The organism is Pseudomonas sp. GW823-FHT02E01 (assembly GCF_058797535.1).
This window is the reverse complement of the sequence record NZ_JBXAJS010000014.1, coordinates 40026-57684: the sequence shown is the minus strand read 5'-3', so window position 1 is coordinate 57684 and position 17659 is coordinate 40026. Positions and strand designations below refer to the sequence as shown.

General features: G+C 56.7%; 21 protein-coding genes and 2 pseudogenes. 17 read left to right on the top strand and 6 right to left on the bottom strand.

Annotation, left to right across the window (positions count from 1 at the left end; translation table 11 throughout):
* The first annotated feature begins 1 nt into the window (after position 1).
* The 4 genes from AC1RDQ_RS26115 (at position 2) to AC1RDQ_RS26100 (ending at position 3124) form a co-directional block, all read left to right on the top strand.
* Positions 2 to 859: a phage tail protein gene (locus AC1RDQ_RS26115; protein ID WP_492588510.1), complete on the top strand. Its 858-nt coding sequence runs from the start codon at positions 2 to 4 to the stop codon at positions 857 to 859.
* The gene (locus AC1RDQ_RS26110; RefSeq protein ID WP_492588509.1) at positions 834 to 1040 is read left to right on the top strand and encodes a tail protein X; all 207 of its coding nucleotides are present in this window, start codon (positions 834 to 836) and stop codon (positions 1038 to 1040) included. Before AC1RDQ_RS26115 ends, AC1RDQ_RS26110 begins: the two co-directional genes overlap by 26 nt.
* A 52-nt stretch (positions 1041 to 1092) precedes the next feature.
* Positions 1093 to 2127 carry a phage late control D family protein gene (locus tag AC1RDQ_RS26105; protein ID WP_492588508.1) on the top strand — a complete coding sequence of 345 codons (1035 nt, stop codon included), beginning with the start codon at positions 1093 to 1095 and terminating at the stop codon, positions 2125 to 2127.
* Positions 2128 to 2329: 202 nt separating this feature from the next.
* Positions 2330 to 3124 (top strand): DNA adenine methylase, encoded by a 795-nt coding sequence (locus AC1RDQ_RS26100; protein WP_492588507.1) that lies wholly within the window; start codon positions 2330 to 2332, stop codon positions 3122 to 3124.
* 72 nt (positions 3125 to 3196) lie between these two features.
* On the opposite strand, the gene AC1RDQ_RS26095 is transcribed toward AC1RDQ_RS26100, so the two are convergent.
* A complete protein-coding gene (locus tag AC1RDQ_RS26095) occupies positions 3197 to 3604 on the bottom strand; it encodes a MerR family transcriptional regulator (protein WP_492588506.1) in 408 nt (135 codons plus the stop codon).
* Between the two features lie 102 nt (positions 3605 to 3706).
* Between AC1RDQ_RS26095 and AC1RDQ_RS26090 the strand changes: the two genes are divergently transcribed.
* The 10 genes from AC1RDQ_RS26090 to AC1RDQ_RS26045 all read left to right on the top strand — a co-directional run bounded on the left by AC1RDQ_RS26090 (position 3707) and on the right by AC1RDQ_RS26045 (position 12664).
* The gene (locus AC1RDQ_RS26090) at positions 3707 to 4147 is read left to right on the top strand and encodes a disulfide bond formation protein B (RefSeq protein WP_492588505.1); all 441 of its coding nucleotides are present in this window, start codon (positions 3707 to 3709) and stop codon (positions 4145 to 4147) included.
* Complete coding sequence (locus tag AC1RDQ_RS26085) at positions 4144 to 4788, top strand: DsbA family protein (protein WP_492588504.1); 645 nt, start codon at positions 4144 to 4146, stop codon at positions 4786 to 4788. Before AC1RDQ_RS26090 ends, AC1RDQ_RS26085 begins: the two co-directional genes overlap by 4 nt.
* 535 nt (positions 4789 to 5323) lie before the next feature.
* Positions 5324 to 7417 (top strand): heavy metal translocating P-type ATPase, encoded by a 2094-nt coding sequence (locus AC1RDQ_RS26080; RefSeq protein WP_492588569.1) that lies wholly within the window; start codon positions 5324 to 5326, stop codon positions 7415 to 7417.
* Positions 7418 to 7431: 14 nt separating this feature from the next.
* Entirely contained in the window at positions 7432 to 7773 is a 342-nt protein-coding gene (locus AC1RDQ_RS26075; RefSeq protein ID WP_492588503.1) for a DUF3703 domain-containing protein, read from the top strand.
* A 366-nt stretch (positions 7774 to 8139) separates the two neighbouring features.
* The gene (locus AC1RDQ_RS26070) at positions 8140 to 8652 is read left to right on the top strand and encodes a TnsA endonuclease N-terminal domain-containing protein (RefSeq protein WP_492588502.1); all 513 of its coding nucleotides are present in this window, start codon (positions 8140 to 8142) and stop codon (positions 8650 to 8652) included.
* Entirely contained in the window at positions 8589 to 9137 is a 549-nt protein-coding gene (locus AC1RDQ_RS26065) for a copper chaperone PCu(A)C (protein ID WP_492588501.1), read from the top strand. The genes AC1RDQ_RS26070 and AC1RDQ_RS26065 overlap by 64 nt, the downstream gene beginning before the upstream one ends.
* A gap of 151 nt (positions 9138 to 9288) precedes the next feature.
* Positions 9289 to 9954, top strand: a complete 666-nt coding sequence (locus AC1RDQ_RS26060) for a DsbA family protein (RefSeq protein ID WP_492588499.1) — start codon at positions 9289 to 9291, stop codon at positions 9952 to 9954.
* A 4-nt stretch (positions 9955 to 9958) separates the two neighbouring features.
* Positions 9959 to 10408, top strand: a complete 450-nt coding sequence (locus AC1RDQ_RS26055) for a methyltransferase family protein (protein ID WP_492588498.1) — start codon at positions 9959 to 9961, stop codon at positions 10406 to 10408.
* A 179-nt stretch (positions 10409 to 10587) separates the two neighbouring features.
* Positions 10588 to 10809: a hypothetical protein gene (locus AC1RDQ_RS26050; protein WP_492588497.1), complete on the top strand. Its 222-nt coding sequence runs from the start codon at positions 10588 to 10590 to the stop codon at positions 10807 to 10809.
* An 802-nt stretch (positions 10810 to 11611) separates the two neighbouring features.
* Positions 11612 to 12664 (top strand): SCO family protein, encoded by a 1053-nt coding sequence (locus AC1RDQ_RS26045; RefSeq protein WP_492588495.1) that lies wholly within the window; start codon positions 11612 to 11614, stop codon positions 12662 to 12664.
* 512 nt (positions 12665 to 13176) lie between these two features.
* Here AC1RDQ_RS26045 and AC1RDQ_RS26040 read toward each other — a convergent pair.
* From AC1RDQ_RS26040 to AC1RDQ_RS26030, 3 genes and pseudogenes are all read right to left on the bottom strand, one after another.
* Positions 13177 to 14604, bottom strand: a complete 1428-nt coding sequence (locus AC1RDQ_RS26040; protein WP_492588493.1) for a GGDEF domain-containing protein — start codon at positions 14602 to 14604, stop codon at positions 13177 to 13179.
* A gap of 591 nt (positions 14605 to 15195) precedes the next feature.
* Positions 15196 to 15517, bottom strand: a pseudogene (locus AC1RDQ_RS26035) (site-specific integrase); the annotation flags it as partial.
* Positions 15515 to 15772, bottom strand: a pseudogene (locus tag AC1RDQ_RS26030) (hypothetical protein); the annotation flags it as partial. The pseudogenes AC1RDQ_RS26030 and AC1RDQ_RS26035, both read right to left, overlap by 3 nt.
* A 73-nt stretch (positions 15773 to 15845) precedes the next feature.
* Here AC1RDQ_RS26030 and AC1RDQ_RS26025 point away from each other — a divergent pair.
* Positions 15846 to 15989: a hypothetical protein gene (locus tag AC1RDQ_RS26025; RefSeq protein ID WP_492588492.1), complete on the top strand. Its 144-nt coding sequence runs from the start codon at positions 15846 to 15848 to the stop codon at positions 15987 to 15989.
* A gap of 101 nt (positions 15990 to 16090) precedes the next feature.
* The gene (locus AC1RDQ_RS26020; RefSeq protein WP_492588490.1) at positions 16091 to 16339 is read left to right on the top strand and encodes a hypothetical protein; all 249 of its coding nucleotides are present in this window, start codon (positions 16091 to 16093) and stop codon (positions 16337 to 16339) included.
* Between the two features lie 102 nt (positions 16340 to 16441).
* Here the strand turns inward: AC1RDQ_RS26020 and AC1RDQ_RS26015 are convergent, their stop codons facing one another.
* Positions 16442 to 16570: a hypothetical protein gene (locus AC1RDQ_RS26015; RefSeq protein WP_256353585.1), complete on the bottom strand. Its 129-nt coding sequence runs from the start codon at positions 16568 to 16570 to the stop codon at positions 16442 to 16444.
* Between the two features lie 129 nt (positions 16571 to 16699).
* Here AC1RDQ_RS26015 and AC1RDQ_RS26010 point away from each other — a divergent pair, with 129 nt between their 5' ends.
* Positions 16700 to 16981 carry an excalibur calcium-binding domain-containing protein gene (locus AC1RDQ_RS26010; protein WP_492588489.1) on the top strand — a complete coding sequence of 94 codons (282 nt, stop codon included), beginning with the start codon at positions 16700 to 16702 and terminating at the stop codon, positions 16979 to 16981.
* A gap of 159 nt (positions 16982 to 17140) precedes the next feature.
* Here the strand turns inward: AC1RDQ_RS26010 and AC1RDQ_RS26005 are convergent, their stop codons facing one another.
* Positions 17141 to 17482 carry a hypothetical protein gene (locus AC1RDQ_RS26005; RefSeq protein ID WP_090454654.1) on the bottom strand — a complete coding sequence of 114 codons (342 nt, stop codon included), beginning with the start codon at positions 17480 to 17482 and terminating at the stop codon, positions 17141 to 17143.
* Between the last annotated feature and the right edge of the window lie 177 nt (positions 17483 to 17659).

Genomic DNA, 17659 nt, shown 5'->3' with positions numbered 1-17659 from the left:
TATGGCGGATGAAAAAAACTACCTGGAGCACTTGCAGGGTGGCCTGAAGTACATGGTCGACGCCGGTGAAGCCGGCCGCACGGACATCGAGTCAATGACCGGACCCATGAATGGCGCGCTCAATGAAATCAGCGGGGCGGCCGATGCGCTGGAAGGCTTGCCCTTTCTCAGCGAGGACCTGAGCGACAAGACCCGCCGTCTGCAAAGTGCAATTAACTCGGCGCAGGCCAAGATCGGCAAGGTGGCCAGCTACTACAACCAGACCCAGCGCGCCCTGTCTCAATTTGATGAGCACTTTTCCGCGTTGACTGAGCAGATTGGCCGCTTTGGCGCGGCGTTCAACAAGGTCGCCGGCAAGGCCAATGCCACGCTGGGCAACATATTCCCCACGGAATGGTTTGCCGGCGACATGTCGCCGATTCCCGATGCGGTGAAGCCATTCCCGCATTTGCTGATCCTCTACCCGCTGAAAGCCAATGAGCGGCCGTACTACTTCAATCTGGACACCGCGGCGTTTGATGAGCTGCGACGGCAGACGTCGTTTCGCTGGGCCGCGCAGGAACGTCTGACCCGGCGCCCGGCTCAGCAGGCGGTGGGCCTGGGTGAGGAAAAAATCACCATCAAGGGCGCGATCTACCCGAGCTTTAAAGGTGGGCTGAAGCAGCTGGATAGGCTGCGCAGCATCGGTGCCAAGTTGCTACCGCTGAACCTCACCACCGGTTACGGCGAAGTGCTGGGCAACTGGTGCCTGACCAATATCGACGAGGAACAAAGCGCGTTGCTGCCCGGGGCGATCCCGCGCAAGCAGGGCTTTTCATTGGAGTTTGTCCGTTATGGCGATAACTTGCAGAACGGCTGATGGGGATCTGCTCGATACCCTGTGCCACCACTATTACGGCCACCTGAACCGCAGCGTCGAGGCGGTGTTGGCCGCCAATCAGGGCCTGGCCGATGAGCCGCAGCCGTTCCGGGCCGGCGTACTGATCACGCTGCCGGACCTGGTGGTGGAGACTGACAGCGTGATTTCACTGTGGGATTGATCCCGTTACCCAGCCCGCCGCGTGCGGGCTTTTTCTTGTCTGGAGTGCCGACATGCAACCGCTATTTCGCATCGTCGCCGACGGTGCCGACATCACCACCTTGATCAATGATCGGCTGGTGTCGCTGCAGTTATCCGATCGGCCCGGGATGGCTTCGGATTCGTTTGAGCTGCGCATTGATGACCGTGACGGCGCGGTGTCGCTGCCCGTGCGTGGCGCGAGCATCGAGGTCTACCTGGGTTATGCCGGCGCCGACCTGACGCGCATGGGCCGCTACACCGTGGACGAGGTGGCGGTTTCCGGCCCGCCAGACACGTTGGTGATCAGCGGCAAGGCCAGCGACATGCGCGGCAGCGGCAAGACCACGCGCAGCGGCAGTTGGGAGGACGTCAGCCTGGCGCAGATCGTCGGTGACGTGGCCGCGCGCAATGGCTGGCAGCCATCGTGCCCGGTCAACACACGGGTGCCGCGCATGGACCAGCTCAATGAATCCGACTTCAATTTCATCACCCGCCTGGCCAAGAAGCACGACTGCACCGCCAAGGTGGCCGATGGCAAGCTGCTGGTCCTACCGCGACAGGGCGGGCAAAGCGCGAGCGGCAAGGCCTTGGCTGTGATCACCCTGCAGCGCAATGATGTGACCCGCTGGCAGTTTCGCTTGAGCGACCGCAGCACCCACCAAGGCGTAAGCACTCAGTATCAGGACCCCGCCAGTGGAGAGCTGCTGATCTCGCACCTGGACAACCCCAATGTGCCGGAAGGCTTGCCGCCGGTGCACACCGACCGCCATCTCTACCCGGACAGAACAGCCGCTGATGAGGCCGCGAAGGCGCGTCTGGCGGCGTTCAATCGTTCCACCGCCTCGGTACGTCTGGATCTGCCCGGGCGTACCGACCTGTTTGCCGAAAGCATGATCAAGGCGCAAGGCTTCAAGCGTGGGCTCGATGGTGAGTACCTGGTGGAGTCGGTGGATCACACGTTCACTCAATCCGGGTGGACCGTGTCCGTAGAATGCAATGGAGGCAAGGAGGGCAAAGCCAAGGCGTCAGGCAAGCCGCAGAAAGAAGTGCTTGAAGTAGCCGATTGATTGCCCGGGCGTGTGAGTCGCCCCAGGTCAAAGAAGGTTTAACACGGAATTAAAAGGAGCGGCCAGACTGGTTGCGTCAACATCCAGGCTGGCCACTGTCCCCGCAGATTGTCCCTGCAAGTCCCGCCAAGGCTCCTGCTCTGTGCACAAAGCAGAGCGAGCCTAGCACCTGTTTATTTATACAGTAAAGGTCTTGCTATCCATGTCTTCACCCATCATCCCTTGGATGGGCGGCAAACGCCGCCTGGCCGATCGTCTCATCCCGCTCTTCCCGCCCCACGAATGCTATGTCGAAGTCTTTGCCGGCGGCGCTGCGCTCTACTTCATGCGCCCGCAGGCCGCGCCCGTCGAAGTGCTCAACGACATCAACGGCGACCTGGTGACCCTGTACCGCGTGGTGCAAAACCACCTCGAAGAGTTTGTGCGCCAGTTCAAGTGGGCGCTGAGTTCCCGGCAAGTGTTTGAATGGCAGAAGATGACCCGCGTCGAAACCCTCACCGACATCCAGCGCGCCGCCCGTTTCTTCTACCTGCAGCACCATGCCTTCGCCGGTAAGGTCTCCGGGCAGACTTTCGGTACCGCGACCACCACCCCGTCGATCAACCTGTTGCGCATCGAGGAAAATCTTTCGGCCGCTTGGCAACGCCTGTCCGGCACCTACGTCGAGAATCTGCCTTGGCTGGAATGTGCCGAGCGGTACGACCGCGCCCATACCTTCCACTACATGGATCCGCCGTACTGGCAGACCGCAGGCTATGGGGTGGATTTTCCGTTTGAGAACTACGAACGCATGGCCGACTTTATGCGCCGCTGCAAGGGTAGGGTGATGGTCAGTATCAACGATCACCCGGAAATCCGCCGGGTGTTCGAGGGTTTTCATTTCGAGACGCTGGATATCCGCTATACCACAGCCAACCAGCGCCAAGGCAAGGCCGAAGTCAGCGGTGAACTGGTGATCATGAACTGGGAGCCAGCAGCGTTGGGAGGCCTGTTTTGAAATGTCTGCTTTCGACTGCGGACATTTGAAAGAATTTGAATCGCGCCACTCGGAAAATAATCCACTTCCGTCCTAATCACGTTTCGACAATGATTCAATGATGCGGCATTGCTCGATCACACCACCCTGACAACAGACGGTCAGACGCTCCAGTTCAGTCTCCAGACCCTGCAAGTCGCGAATACGCATTCGCACCTGCTCCAATTGTCCTTCGACCTTTGCGTCTACCCCGGCACAGGAAGCATCACGTCGATCAGCAAAGCCCAATAATTCACGAACGTCATCCAGGCTGAATCCGAGTGAACGACTGCGGCGGATGAACAAAAGTCGGTCGCGCCCCTCATCGGTGTAGAAACGATAGCCTGATGGCGATCTGCCGGCTGAGGGCAACAGCCCCAGTTGTTCGTAATAACGGATGGTTACCGCTTTGGTATCGGTCGCTTTTGCCAGGGCGCCAACCGTGTATGTGGCCGCATTCATTTCGCTTGACCTTATAGTCGCTAGAACCCTCATTCTACCCAGATCAGGCGATAAGCAAATCCGTGCGCGCACACTAACCACGTCTAAAAAAGGCATTACCCGATGCAATCCTCACATCAACAGCCTCAATCCAGAGGTTGGGCGCTCCTGCTCTGTGCCTGGCTGCTGGCTCTTGTTTCAACCATCGCCGTGTTGTTCGTTGGTGAAGTCATGGGGCAGGAGCCCTGCGTGCTTTGCTGGTTTCAGCGTGCCTTCATGTTTCCTCTGGTGCTTGTGCTGGGTGTGGCTTGCTGCATTTCGGACACAGGTGTCTGGCGGTATGCATTGCCTTTGACCGTTGTGGGGTGGTTTGTCGCCCTGTATCACAACCTGCTTTATTTCGGACTGATTTCTGAAAGCATCCAACCCTGTGGGGCCGGCCCTTCATGCTCCGGGTCTGACATGACAATCCTCGGCGGCGTGCCGTTGCCTTTGTTATCGCTGGGTGTATTCAGCCTGCTGATCCTTCTTCTTGTTCTTATCCGCCGGAGATTTACCCAATGAGTCGACGCATCATCGTCCTAACTGTCAGTGTCCTCGCCGTGATCGGTTTCGCGGTCGCTGCATTCTTTTATGAGCGCGCCTCCACGGTGCCCCAGGCGACTGCACCCGTGCAGGAAGCTGGTGCTCTGGTGCGTTTCAATTCGCCAAGCTTTGGCCCTGCCAAGGCACGGGTCACCATTGTCGAATTCTTCGATCCGTCGTGTGAGAGTTGCCGCGCCTTCTATCCCATTGTTAAAAAGATGATGTCCAAGCATCCGGGCGATGTTCGGTTGGTGCTGCGCTATGTGCAACTTCACGTCGGTTCTGAAGAGGCGATCCGGATTCTGGAAACCGCGCGCAAACAAGGCGTGTTTGTGCCGGTACTGGAAGCTGTCCTTGAGGCTCAGCCGCAATGGCATGACGACGCCAAGGCTATGGCGGCATGGGACGCTGCCGGTCAGGCAGGCCTGGATGTGGCCAAGGCGCGCGAGGACATGATGTCTCCCGAGATCACAGCAACCATTGAACGAGACGCCGTCGATGCGAAAAAGGTTGGTGTAAGCGGTACGCCCACCTTTTTTGTCAACGGTAAGCCATTGACCAACTTCGGTGCCCAGCAGCTCTATGACCTGATTTGGAGCGAGATCAACCAATCGCGATAAGCACAGTTAGTGATGCTAAGAACGGGTCAAAGCGCTTCACGAAGTGCTTGACCTTATAGTGACTATAGGGTGTTCACTCTTCGTCATATCCTGCTGGGAGTGCCTTATGAAAAGCTGTTGCGGTGACAAGCTAACACCTGAAACTCAGGCCGGCGTTGAAGTTTTTGATCCGTCCGCGGGTTCGGGTTGCTGTGCACCTGCCGCTACGGCTAGCGCTCCCGGCGTAGCCAAAACTCATTCCACGAGCAGCTGTTGTGCTCCGAAAGCCGCAGACTTGATTTCGGCCCCGTCCAAACCAGAAGACGCCAGTTGCTGCGCTCCTGCGCAAGACGGCGGCAAATCATGCTGCGCTAGCAACACTGCGTCGTCCACTCTGCATGCCCTGGCCGAACCGAGCAAACCTGTCGCGTCGGTCGACAACGATCTTTTTACTGAAGTGGGCTGCTCTCCATCTGATTCAAAGTCACTTGCGGGGGAGGAGCTTCAGGCGTGGGCCGGGGATGCGACTCGCTTCAGCAGTTTCCGGATCGCACAAATGTGCTGCCCTTCCGAGCAGACCATGATCGAGGGCAAGCTCGCTCGAATGAGCGGGATTCAAAAGCTCGAGTTCAACATGATGAACCGCACGCTGGGTGTCTGGCACGAACTGCCGGATACCTTGGGTATTGAAGCGGCTGTGTCATCGCTTGGCATGCACGCGGAACCGTTGACTGCTGATGGCAAGATATCTAACTCCAATGCAGCGCAAGCCGAGTCGCAAGCTCCAGCACGTAAAAGTAGTTGGTGGCCGTTAGCGCTGTCCGGTACTGCAGCGGCAGGTGCGGAAGTCTTGCACTTCACCCAGTCGGCCCCGGAATGGGTGATTGCCGTCGTTGCCTTGTTCGCCATCGCGCTCTGTGGGCCGACGACGTACAAGAAGGGCTGGATTGCGCTCAAACACCTGAACCTGAACATCAATGCCTTGATGAGCATCGCGGTAACCGGCGCCGTGTTGATCGGGCAGTGGCCAGAAGCGGCGATGGTCATGGTGCTGTTCACCATTGCCGAAATGATCGAGGCGAAGTCGCTGGATCGTGCCCGTAATGCCATCAAAGGCTTGTTGGATTTGACGCCGGAACGAGCAACTGTCCATCAGGTCGACGGCTCGTGGCTGGAAGTCGATGTGAAGACAGTCGGGATCGGGGCTTTGGTTCGGGTGCGTCCCGGTGAGCGTATTGGCCTGGATGGTGACGTCGTTTCTGGCACCTCTACCGTCAATCAGGCACCGATCACGGGGGAAAGCCTGCCCATCGAGAAGGCGGTCGATGATCCTGTCTATGCCGGCACCATCAATGAATCCGGTTCCTTCGAGTACCGCGTAACGGCCGAGGCCAACAATACGACGCTGGCCCGGATCATTCACGCGGTGGAAGAAGCCCAAAGTTCACGGGCACCTACCCAACGGTTCGTCGACAGGTTCGCCAAGGTTTATACGCCGGGGGTGTTCTTCTTCGCCCTCGCCATTGCGCTCTTGCCACCCTTGTTCATGGGCGGGGTATGGACGGATTGGATCTATCGCGCCTTGGTGCTTCTGGTCGTGGCTTGCCCATGTGCATTGGTCATTTCCACACCGGTGTCCATCGTCAGCGGGCTGGCCGCAGCGGCCCGTAAAGGCATTTTGGTCAAGGGCGGTGTCTACCTGGAAATTGGCGCCAAGCTGAGTTTTATCGCACTGGATAAAACCGGCACCATCACCCACGGCAAGCCGGTTCAAACCGATTACCTGCCACTGATCGAACCTTCAGACGTTACACCTCAATTGCTTGCCGCCAGTTTGGGGGCTCGCTCGGATCACCCGGTGTCGCAGGCCATCGCCAAACACGAAGGGCTGGATGCCTCAACGTTCAAACAGGTGGAGAGCTTTGAAGCCATTCCTGGACGTGGGGTGAAGGGCTTGATCGGGGGGCAGCTTTATCACCTCGGAAACCATCGTCTGATCCAAGAGCTGGGCCTCGGTACGCCGCAACTGGAAGCCTCACTAAATCGACTGGAGCGCCAGGGAAAAACGGTCGTGGCATTGACCAGCTCCACTCAGGTCTTCGCCTTGTTTGCCGTGGCCGACACCGTGAAGGACTCAAGCCAGACCGCGATCAAGGACCTGCACGAACTGGGCATCAAGACCATGATGCTGACTGGCGATAACGCACATACGGCTGAGGCCATTGCTCAACGTGTTGGCATTGATGAGCCGCGAGGTAACTTGCTGCCTGCCGACAAACTGGCGGCCATCAGTGAGTTGCAGAGCCGCAACCACGTGGTGGGGATGGTCGGTGACGGGATAAACGATGCACCGGCGCTGGCGAAGTCCCAGATCGGTTTCGCTATGGCGGCTGCTGGTACGGGAACCGCCATTGAAACGGCCGACGTTGCGTTGATGGATGATGACCTGCGCAAGATTCCGGCCTTTGTTCGCCTGTCACGGCAGACCGCCTCGATCCTCAAGCAAAACATCGGATTTGCCCTCGGCATCAAGGCCGTGTTCCTGGTGTTCACCCTGATGGGGATGGCCACCATGTGGATGGCGGTCTTCGCCGACGTCGGGGTCAGCTTGCTGGTGGTGCTCAACGGGCTGCGATTGCTGAAGAAGTAGCGTTGGAGGTCGACATGAAAGAGGTTTTGCGTAGCGCGATAACCGAAGCGTTCCATGAGGCTGGGCTCGCTATGAGGGCCCAAGACTTTCAGGCGGCTTACTGTTGGTTAGAGCGTGCGCATATCCTCACCCAGCGTATGCCGCTGGCTCACGCAAAATCTCATTGGCTGATGCTGAACCTGGGGTGGCTGACGAAGGATTGGCGGGAGGTTGCAGGTCAGCTTCCTCGTATCCTTGCCGCGTTGTTGTTTTCCAGGATTTGGGTGCCCGTCGGCAACACGGGAAGAGCGCGTGTCAGTGCTTTTTCCGTCATGCCGCTGTCCGCCGAGCTAGAGGAACTATTACGGGAAGACTAGCGAAACCCAGTGACTCTTTTCTCCACAATCCTGAAACTCAGGTGCACAGATGTTCCCTGGACTTAATGGCAAACCCTTGAAATAGAAGGGTTTGCCATTTTTTGGTCTGTCCGTTCATCAGGTCTCGCTCCGTCGTGTATGACATGCAATACCATGCGTACTCGGCTTACGGCTGTCTCTCCTGCTCAGGATTTCCTAGGAGTTGATTAGAGGATTCCTGAAGGGAGGGCGCAGGCCTTCCTATTGCTAGGGAGTTTGCTGTGATGTGCCGCCGGATCAAAATGCAGGCCGACGTAGATCGTTATGTGAAACAAGGTCTGGGACAGGGAGAGCGAGAGAGCTATCAGCCCTGGCTGAGAGTCCAGGATGTCCCATCCCGTGGACGATCTCATAAGGTCCTCGGTTCGATCGTTGACCGCGTTTACCACCTACTTTCAGATCTCGAATACGCCTTTTGGCTGCAGCTGGATTTTTTCGAGCATGTCGTCGATATCCGGGAGCAATTTCCACTGTTTCCCGTACCCGCGCTTCAGGCTATCGCCTCTTCCAAGGGGATTAAATATCCCGTGTAGCTTGGTACAGACGTCCCCCTTTGTGATGACCACAGACTTTGTGATCACCATCCGCGAGCCAGATGGCTCGACTAGGCTGGTTGCGCGTACGGTCAATCCGCACCAAGAAGTCACTAGTGGCGAAGACCTATTACGGACGTGGGAAAAGCTCGAGATTGAAGAAGAGTATTGGAGGGTCCAAGGGGTAAACTGGAGTGTTGTGACAGAAGACAATCTTCCTACCACTGTGACCAGAAACCTTGAATGGTTGAGGAAGGGGGGACCTATTCACGATCTATGGGAATGGGGAGGGTGGAGCTGTCGGTAGAAGCGTTGGTTTCGCTTGCTCGTGAAATTAATGGCAGTAAGCGCTACTGTATTGGTCGAGAGTGGTTCTACCTTGATGTCGAGGTCAGTGGCGCTGAGCTTAGGCTGCTCACGGAGCGAGGGGGGAAGCCTGCCGCGCTCCTCTCATTAAATGTCGTTCGTGATGAGCGCGGTCGGTTTCCTGCCGGGGGATGGGTCAGAAGCGGCTTTCAGACTGACTTTTCTCATGATTGCATTTTCGAGACGAGTAACACGCTCTACCTGCTTCAGGGCAGAGGGTTGTCACCCAGCGGTCTTCTCCCTGAGTGCTGTGGACTAGGCTTACCACAGCGGAGCCGCGAGGCCCGCTCTAGTGTGGGTCTCGGGTATGACGGAGGTAACGGCACCGCAAGCATGCAGCACATCGAGAAGGTGGAAGTGGCCCCTGGCACCACGGTTAACTTCGCATCAGGCGGCTATGACTTGATGCTGATGCAACGCCGGTAACCGGTGGTCTTGGGCGATAAGGTCGAAGTCACCTTGCAATTCGAGGACGGCCAGAGCTTGCCAGTCACCTTCACAGCGGTGTCGCCGGTCGCGCAATGAAATCGAGCCAAAAAAATCACCAATCCCCTAGCATTCCCCGGAGATCCACCCTATGAGCCGACGTTTCGACGTACTCGAAATCGTCTTTATCGCCTTAATAGGAATTGCTGCGGCGGTCCTCTACTTCGACCGCCAGATTTCAGAAGAAGAGGAGGCTTCTGCTGCTTCCGCTGTGTCCGCCACTGAAGAGCCTGCCACACTGGTACGCTTCCATTCGCCAACCTTCGGTCCATCCAACGCGCCGGTGACCATAGTCGAATTCTTCGATCCCTCCTGCGAGTCCTGCCAGGCTTTCCATCCGTTCGTCAAAGAGATACTCGCCGAGAACCCCAACGACGTCCGCCTGGTCATGCGCTACGTGCTGTTCCACAAGGGTTCCGAAAAAGTGGCGCGGCTCCTGGAAACCTCGCGCAAGCAGAACCTATACCCACAGGTACTCGAAGCGGTGCTCGCCGCGCAGCCGGAATGGCATGACGACCCGCAAGTGCTGAAAGCCTGGGAAGCCGCCGCCAGCGCGGGACTGGACGTGGAGAAAGCTCGCGCCGAGATGGGTTCCCCTGCCATCGATGCTGTACTAAAGCGCGATATGGAAGATGCCAAGAAGATCGGCATTCGTGGCAATCCAACCTTCTACGTCAACGCCCAGCCGCTGGTTGAGTTCGGTCCGGAACCGCTGCGCAATCTGGTGCTGTCGGAAATCAAGCAAGCGAGGAACTGACACCATGGACTGGCTGGAGCACCGTGTACCGCCGCCCTTGGTCGCCATCCTGTTCGGGGGACTGATGTGGTTGATTTCACCCCAAGCTGCAACTGCCGGCTGGCACCTAGGCGCCGCGATTGCCGTGCTGCTGATGGGGGCAGCCGTGTGCCTGGCCGGCGTGCTGTCGTTCCGCCTCGCCAGAACCACCGTCAACCCGCTGAGGCCGGAAACGGCCTCAGCCCTAGTCAGCTCTGGCATATACCGCCATACGCGAAACCCCATGTATCTGGGGTTTGCCATCGCCTTGGTGGCCTGGGCGTTCTACCTCGCCTCACCCGTTGCCCTACTGGGCGTGGTCGGGTTCGTGCTCTACATGAATCGATTCCAAATTGGTCCGGAGGAGCAGGCACTGGCGAGCCTGTTCGGTGAAGACTTCGCCGCTTATCGCACGCGCGTGCGTAGGTGGCTGTAGGGCTAGTGCAGGCCGCTACCTTCTCCACCAATGTTGATTCGTGAACGCCTCTGGGGCCGATAGCTCATACAGTTCGTGCCGAGCTTCCGATCAGTCATGTTTTTTGGCCGGTAGGCAGAAGCCGCCGTGAACCTGAAAAGGCGCTGCTATAAGTCCGGAATCCACAGGGGGGGACGCACATGCACGCTGCAGCATTCTGGGGGAGCTACAGGGCGACGGAAGAGGCACGCGAGATTGCGCCCACGCAGCCATTTAACTTGCTGCGCTGGTTCTCGCTGATCAGTCTGGCAATCACCGTGTCCGTGGCACTGGCCATTGGCCCCATTTCCACTCACTTCCTGGTCAGCGAGAGCCTGGAGCGAGACGCCATGCTATCGGACAAAGCGCTCCTGCAGAACTAGCTCTTAGTGACCCACCGCCAGAGCTGGATTTACCAAGACGTTCCAGCTATGCCGGGATGCCGGCAGATCATTGCCGAATTGTTGCTGGCCTGCTGCCCATTCTGTTGGGCAGCGGAACTGGCAGTGAGGTCATGAGCCGCATTACTGCACCCATGGTCGGCGGCATAATCACAGCGCCTTTATGGACTGCCGCTATGACACTGGAATATTTTCAGTTGACATAGGGGAGGTCCGAAGCCGGAACACACACGGCTCAGAAAATTTATTTCTGACCTTCACCGCGCCTCAGGCCAGACGAAGACAGTGTCAATTGCGGTCAATTAACGTCTCCCTCCACTTGCTCGAACCTCAGGACGAGGTCTGGGCGAGTTAACCCAACCCCCCCCCCAATACTGGGGAAAAGCCCCCAATTTCATACTTCTGACCGGTGCCCACCGGACCGATCTCGATCGACTCCAGGGCTTTGCCTTTAGGAAATTTTCTTCATGTTTCCTGGGTATCGTCACAGCTGGCATGGACTATGCGTCAGTCCGGCACGACTCTAACGATCACCACAGCGACCACCGGAGGACCACTCAATCTGGGTACGGCGACGATGACGCTTGCAGCCACTGGAGCACGCTGGCGGATCTCGGTCCTCACCACCGGCAACGGGCCGTAGGTGACCCCGACCGTGGCGATCAACTTCTCCTCCGGTCGGTCACGGCGCCCATTTCGGTCCGCTGATTTGTATCACCTTGCACGCCAGCCCGTACAGGTGGGGTGGAAGGCATTCATCAGTACTCTGCACAGGACGCAAATCATGATCACTTCACGCTGGACCATGTTGATCAAACTCCTCCGCCTGCTGCTCTTGTTCACCTTGTGCATCACGCGCTGGTCGGCCGCCGTTGCCGAAGACAGTGACCCGAGCACACCTTGGGGACGGGACTACTTCCCCAATACAGAGCTGGTCAATCAGGACGGCCAGAAGGTGCGTTTTTTCGATGACCTGATCAAGGACAAGGTGGTGGCGATCAACTTCATCTTCACTTCCTGCACCGACTCCTGCCCGCTAGAAACCGCACGCCTGCTCCAGGTACAGAAAGTCCTCGGTGATCGGGTCGGCAAAGATGTATTCCTCTACTCAATCAGCATCGACCCGGAAACCGACACGCCGGAAGTGCTCAAGAAATACACTGAGAAATTCAGAATCGGTCCCGGATGGCAGTTCCTCACCGGTAAGAAGGACGACATCACCGAACTGCGTAAGAAACTGGGGCTGTTCATCGACGGCATCGACAACGGCCGCAACAAGGACCACAACCTGAGCATGATCATCGGCAATCAGAACACCGGCCGCTGGATGAAATCTTCGCCCATGGAGAACCCCTACATTCTGGCCGATCGCCTGGGCAATACCCTGCAGAACTGGAAACAGGCCAGCAACAGCACCAGCCCCCAGGATTATGCCAGTGCCCCTGAAGTACGTCCGATAAGCGCTGGCGAACAGATCTACCGCACACGCTGCTCGTCCTGCCATACCTTGGGGGATACCGAGAACGCCGGAATGCGCAGCATCGGCCCAGACCTGATCGGCGTCACCCGCCAGCGCGACCCGCAATGGCTGAAGCGCTGGATCAAGGAGCCCGATCAGATGCTGGCCGAGAAAGACGTTCTCGCAATGCAGTTGTATGAGCAATACAACCGCATCGCGATGCCCAATCTGCGCTTGGGCGAAATAGATACTAATGCCGTGCTCACCTATCTGGCAGAAGAAACCGAGCGGTTGCGGCCTGAGGTGCGGGTGGTGCAGGACACTCATGACGAATCTCATCAGCATGCTGGCCCCAAGGTTCAGCAACAGGGTAATTAAACCCAGTGGTGGTCGGTGCTCATGTGACTTTTTCGCTAAAGGGCTCGAGGTTTACGTCGAGCCCAAAGGGGCTCTAGTATGACACCTCGAGTAAACCAAAGAGCCGGGGTCGCTGCCTTATCCGTTCAATGCTTAAGCGGCTGTGTGACCTTGCTGCGCAGGAGCGAGGAGTCTCCTCGACGGTACATAGGTATCCCTGGGGTGCCTAGCTGGCCATCGGCAGTAGATGGTGGCGCGCTTTGGAAGAAGTGAGTTCATTCAAGGTTGCGTACGCGGCAGTGAAAGGGCTGCTGAAGTAGCTTCAGAATTTCAAACCACCGGTAATTGCCAGTGATCCCTTGTATTGTAATCATGAACGTCTTAAGCAACGGCGAGTATGAATCTGATCTCAGCTCCCAGGATTGATTCTGTGTGCCTGGCGTGACGGGCAGCAGACGACCCGAAGCTTCCGTTGGTCAAAGGCAGAAGTTGGCCGACTGCTGCCTGGCTTGAAGGCGACTTCGAGACGATGGTCAGGGCATAGGTTGGAGGCTGGTTTTGATAGTCGTGACCACACGGTTACGGCCTTCGTGTTTAGCGTGATACAGGCGTTGATCGGCTGTACGCAGAATTGCCTCGATGGTGTCGCCATCGCGACCGGATTGCGATACGCCGATGCTCACTGTGACCACGGTTGAGCGCTGCAGGCCATGAAAAGAACTATTTGCAACGGTGCTTCGCAGACGCTCAGCGATTTCGTGCGCGCCTTCAAGTGAAGTCTGAGGTAGCAGTATCATGAATTCCTCCCCGCCCACTCGGGCTACACCGTCATATGGGCGGATCGAATCGAGGCATTTCTCCACGAAACTCTTCAGGATGTCATCGCCAACCTGATGCCCGAAGCGATCGTTGATGGATTTGAAATTATCCAGATCGAGTGCCAACACGGAGAACGGCGCACCGCCGCGTTTGGTCCGGCCAATTTCGACTTCGACCCGCTCCATGAACCGACGCCGATTCTCAGCGCCGGTCAGTGGATCGGTCGCCGCAAGGTGTCCGAGTTCTTGATTGGTGCGCTGGAGTTCCTGCAGGGCGCTCTCGGTATACGCCATCGCTTCGGCAAGACGCACCATCAACTCCTCTTGGCTGTAGATCTTCGAGAACGACCGCGTGGTGAGGAACGCTTGCACTACCCCATAGCTCAACATGAAGAATCCACCGGCGAAGATCGCATGAGCGAACCACCACATATGGTTCCACGGACGTGCAAGGATGAAGGCAAGAGAGGACAGCGCGAACGCGGTGACCGAGATGATAAAAATGGTCATCAGCGGCGAACGGATACGGCGCAGCAGGAGTATTGTCACGGTCAATGTGGAAAAAACGAGGGCACCACCTTCCATTGATAGGCGCACCGCAAGATTGCTGGCGATCGGCGAATTCGCGACGTACGCCACTGCCACGTCAACCAGCAGGAACAGTCCTATCCAGGTCAACCACGGGCGGGCCTTCATTCGTTGGTCCGCGGCAACAGGTGGGCGGTGGTACGACAGCAGTCCGACTAACAGCAGAATCGACATGACCAGGCGAGAGGCCGGTCCATAAAGCAGGAAGAGCCAGATATTGTGGTGTGCTAGCCCGGTGAACGCACCATGCAACGCATAGATCAGTACAAAACCGAGAAACCCAAGCGTCATCCATCGTAGCAGCGGATCTCCCGATGACTGATAGCAGCGCCACGTTACGTACGTAACAAACAAGCCGGCCAGGGTAGCTGTCGTGATCGCAACTAAATGGAGCAGGTGGTTATCGAATGTAAGCGTGGGGTCCTGAAAAAAGTATAAGTAGCCAATCAGATAGGCCGGAACTAACGCAAATCCTGCGAGCAGCAAGTAGGCGTAAACCTTGACCATGTGACGAACGGCTTCAGGTGGCTCGTCGGTGGCGATGAGATTGTTCATGGTTCCCTCCAATGTTAAATCCATTCAGCCAACATCGGTCCGGTGTTGGAGCCGCCCACCTGCCAACGGTCCCTCGCATCATTACGCAAATATGGGATGGACCAAATTATGGCATTTCAATATTAGACTCCTTGCCAATTTCTGCTGCACAAACACGTAAAAATGAATCGCCCCTGGTTTCCTGGACGCCTGCGAATGACCACAGCCGATTGTTGCCTGGCACGAAGGCCCAGCTTTTCTACTGTTTTTCTGCAAATTATCTACATCTGTATCTCTGCAAGAGCCCTGCGCAGCGGTACATCGTAGGCATGGTCGGCAGGACGCCGGGAAGGGGCCGAAAAAGTGTGGGGACTTTTTCGGGGATTTGCTATTTTCGATTGAGCGCCGTAGGGCACCGTTTGCAGCGAGCGCCAGTAGAAGACTCAGTAAATGCTGGGGATTGCGCCCATTTTCAAGCATGGGGTGCTAGGGGTCGAGTGTTCGAATCACTCCGTCCCGACCATTATTCCTGAGTAAAATCAGACACTTAAGCCGATCAGCTAGATCGGCTTTTTTGTGCCTGCGCAAAACCTGCACAAAACTGGCGCAAAACTACTCGGTGATTTCGCTGATATTCAGGTCCGGAATTGCCTCGGACCAGACGATTTCCTCGTGGTCCCGCTGGTAGTTTTTGGTCATGCCTTCGCTCGCATGACCAGCGATTTTCTGTCCATCCTTTCCGGCTTTTTTGTACAGGTGCAGCGACAGCGCGCACACTTCGTGAAAGCCCGGCATCTCTTCTTCTTTCCATCCTGCGTAGCAGTTCGACGCCTCCCGGGCATTCTTTGAATGCTCGCGTCAAATACCTCTCTTCAACCTTCGTCCAGTGATCTTTGTGCTGCGCTTGTTTCTGTTTACGGCGTTCGGGCTGGCGCTCGCTGCGAGGGCGATTGCTGTCCTGATTTGCGGTCTTTTCAATTGCCATGGCTTCGATATAGACGTCCGCCCACGGGTCGAGCTCAATCCGGTCGAAGCCAACGCTCTGTTTTCCTATGGGAAATTCGCGAACGTTCGGCCGGACAGTTTTTTTGAATACATCCCGGCACATTCCCAAGTAGCCAGGTGCATCCATGGCTCGGATAAAACGGGGAGGGACGGGCGCGACTTGGGCCGCGCTTCGATTGGACATAGAGATTCTTCGCCCGCCGTTCACCGGTAGGGTTTGTGGTTTAATGAGATACGTTCTTAAAGGAGTTGATGCTATGGAAAAGGCGTTTCGAAATCCGTTGTTTTTAACTGGGCTGCCACTGGCGATCTGCGGCGTTGCTATCACCGCGCCCGATCTTTGGATTCCTGGGTTGGTACTGATGATTGCAGGTTGGGCAAAGGGAAATAAGCGACCCTGACTTTACCGTCGCGGCCCCTTGTAGATGAGCCAGAGCATGTAGAGCGGGGCTGCTATTGGTAAGAGGATCATGCCGCCACCCGCGCTGCCACGATCTCATCGATGAATCCCTGCGGACGTTTCGCAGTGAACTTTCCCTCCCTCTGGGGAACGGACACTATCGCCGACTTCGAGGGCGGCACTGACCTGATCAACCCTAGCGCCAGCGGATTGACCTTCGCGAATCTCACTGTTGGAGAACAGTTCGGCGAGGCCGTCATAACCGTCACTGGCCAGCCGGGTGTGGGAAGCATCACGTTGACCGGCGTCCCACAGGCAGCCATCACCGAGGCGGACTTCGCCTTTACCTGAGTAATCAGCGCATGCTCACGCCGGGTGATGGCGTGAGCATGCCGAGGAAAAGGGGAGGTATTTCCTTGCTCCGAATGTGCTGTCGGGCGTGACTGGCCTGAGTCACACCGACGTCATCATCACCGCGAGCGTCATCTTGATGAATTCTCCATTTTTATCGATGGCCTTCAGGGCGAGTTGGTTTTCGCTGATCCTGAACAGCAGGGAAGGGAGCAGGTCAGTATTTGGCATCTGCTCTTCCTTCCATCTCGCGTAGCAATTTGCCGCTTCCCACCGGCAGGCTGTATGTGGATTAGTGGATTACGCTGTAAAGCAGGCAACGTGAGAACACAAACGGTCTCTCATCATGGATGGATCAAGATGAAACTGATTTTGGTTGTGCTTGTTGTTGGTCTGTTGGCTTGGAAGCTTTCCCCTGAATTACAGTCCTGGGCTGAAGCTCGGCTATCGAGTCCTCAAAGAATCTCCGTGGTCTTGACTGCGCCGAAGCCTGTTTCGGCTCCAGTCAACTGCGACGGACGCAAGTATTGCTCGCAGATGACGTCGTGCGCAGAGGCCAAAAATTTTCTGCGTAATTGCCCAGGAATGAAAATGGATGGCGACAACGACGGAGTACCCTGTGAGTCGCAGTGGTGCCGGTGACTATTCGCAGTTCACCGGCAGGCTAGTAAGTGGGTCGTGGAAATCTGATGAAGGGCGTAAGGCACGCTTTGAAGGAGAGCTACGTTCTATTGGTTCACCTCGCCAGTTGCATTACACGCACTCTCCCCGGAGGTGACTGGTGGCAGCGGTTGCGATGATCTATGCCTGAATTCCTATGTCACCCTGTGCAGCTTGTAACGCTCGCTCCTCGGTCAGCGGCGTTAAAGTTGGTTGCGCGTTGCTGGCATGCAAGTAAAGAAAGTAGTGCCCTGAATCGTCCAGCAATACCCGGCACAATTCTGATGGCCGAAAGTTGTTACCGATATAAATACTTTCCTTGAGGATCTCGAAAGATTTGATCCCATGCTGTCGCATAGTCGTTTCAAAGGCTTGGTAAAGACCCTCTCTGCGGCGTAGATTGTTTCGAGCATTTAGCTTGAAAAAAATCACCATCAGCACGGCATAGCTGATAAGGAGTATCACAAGGGCGCTAGTCCGCATGCGTGGAGCTCCATGTCCTCTCAATCGCTGTGCATTTCAGTGTAGGCGCGTTCCTGGTGGAGTTTAAGGGAAGGCACGCATCAAAAAATTCTCATAAGGGTCAGGCGAGTCTTTTTCGGACTCGCCCAGCTTTGGCTCGGCAACAGGTCTCACCGGGCTTGGCGATTGGCTGGTTGA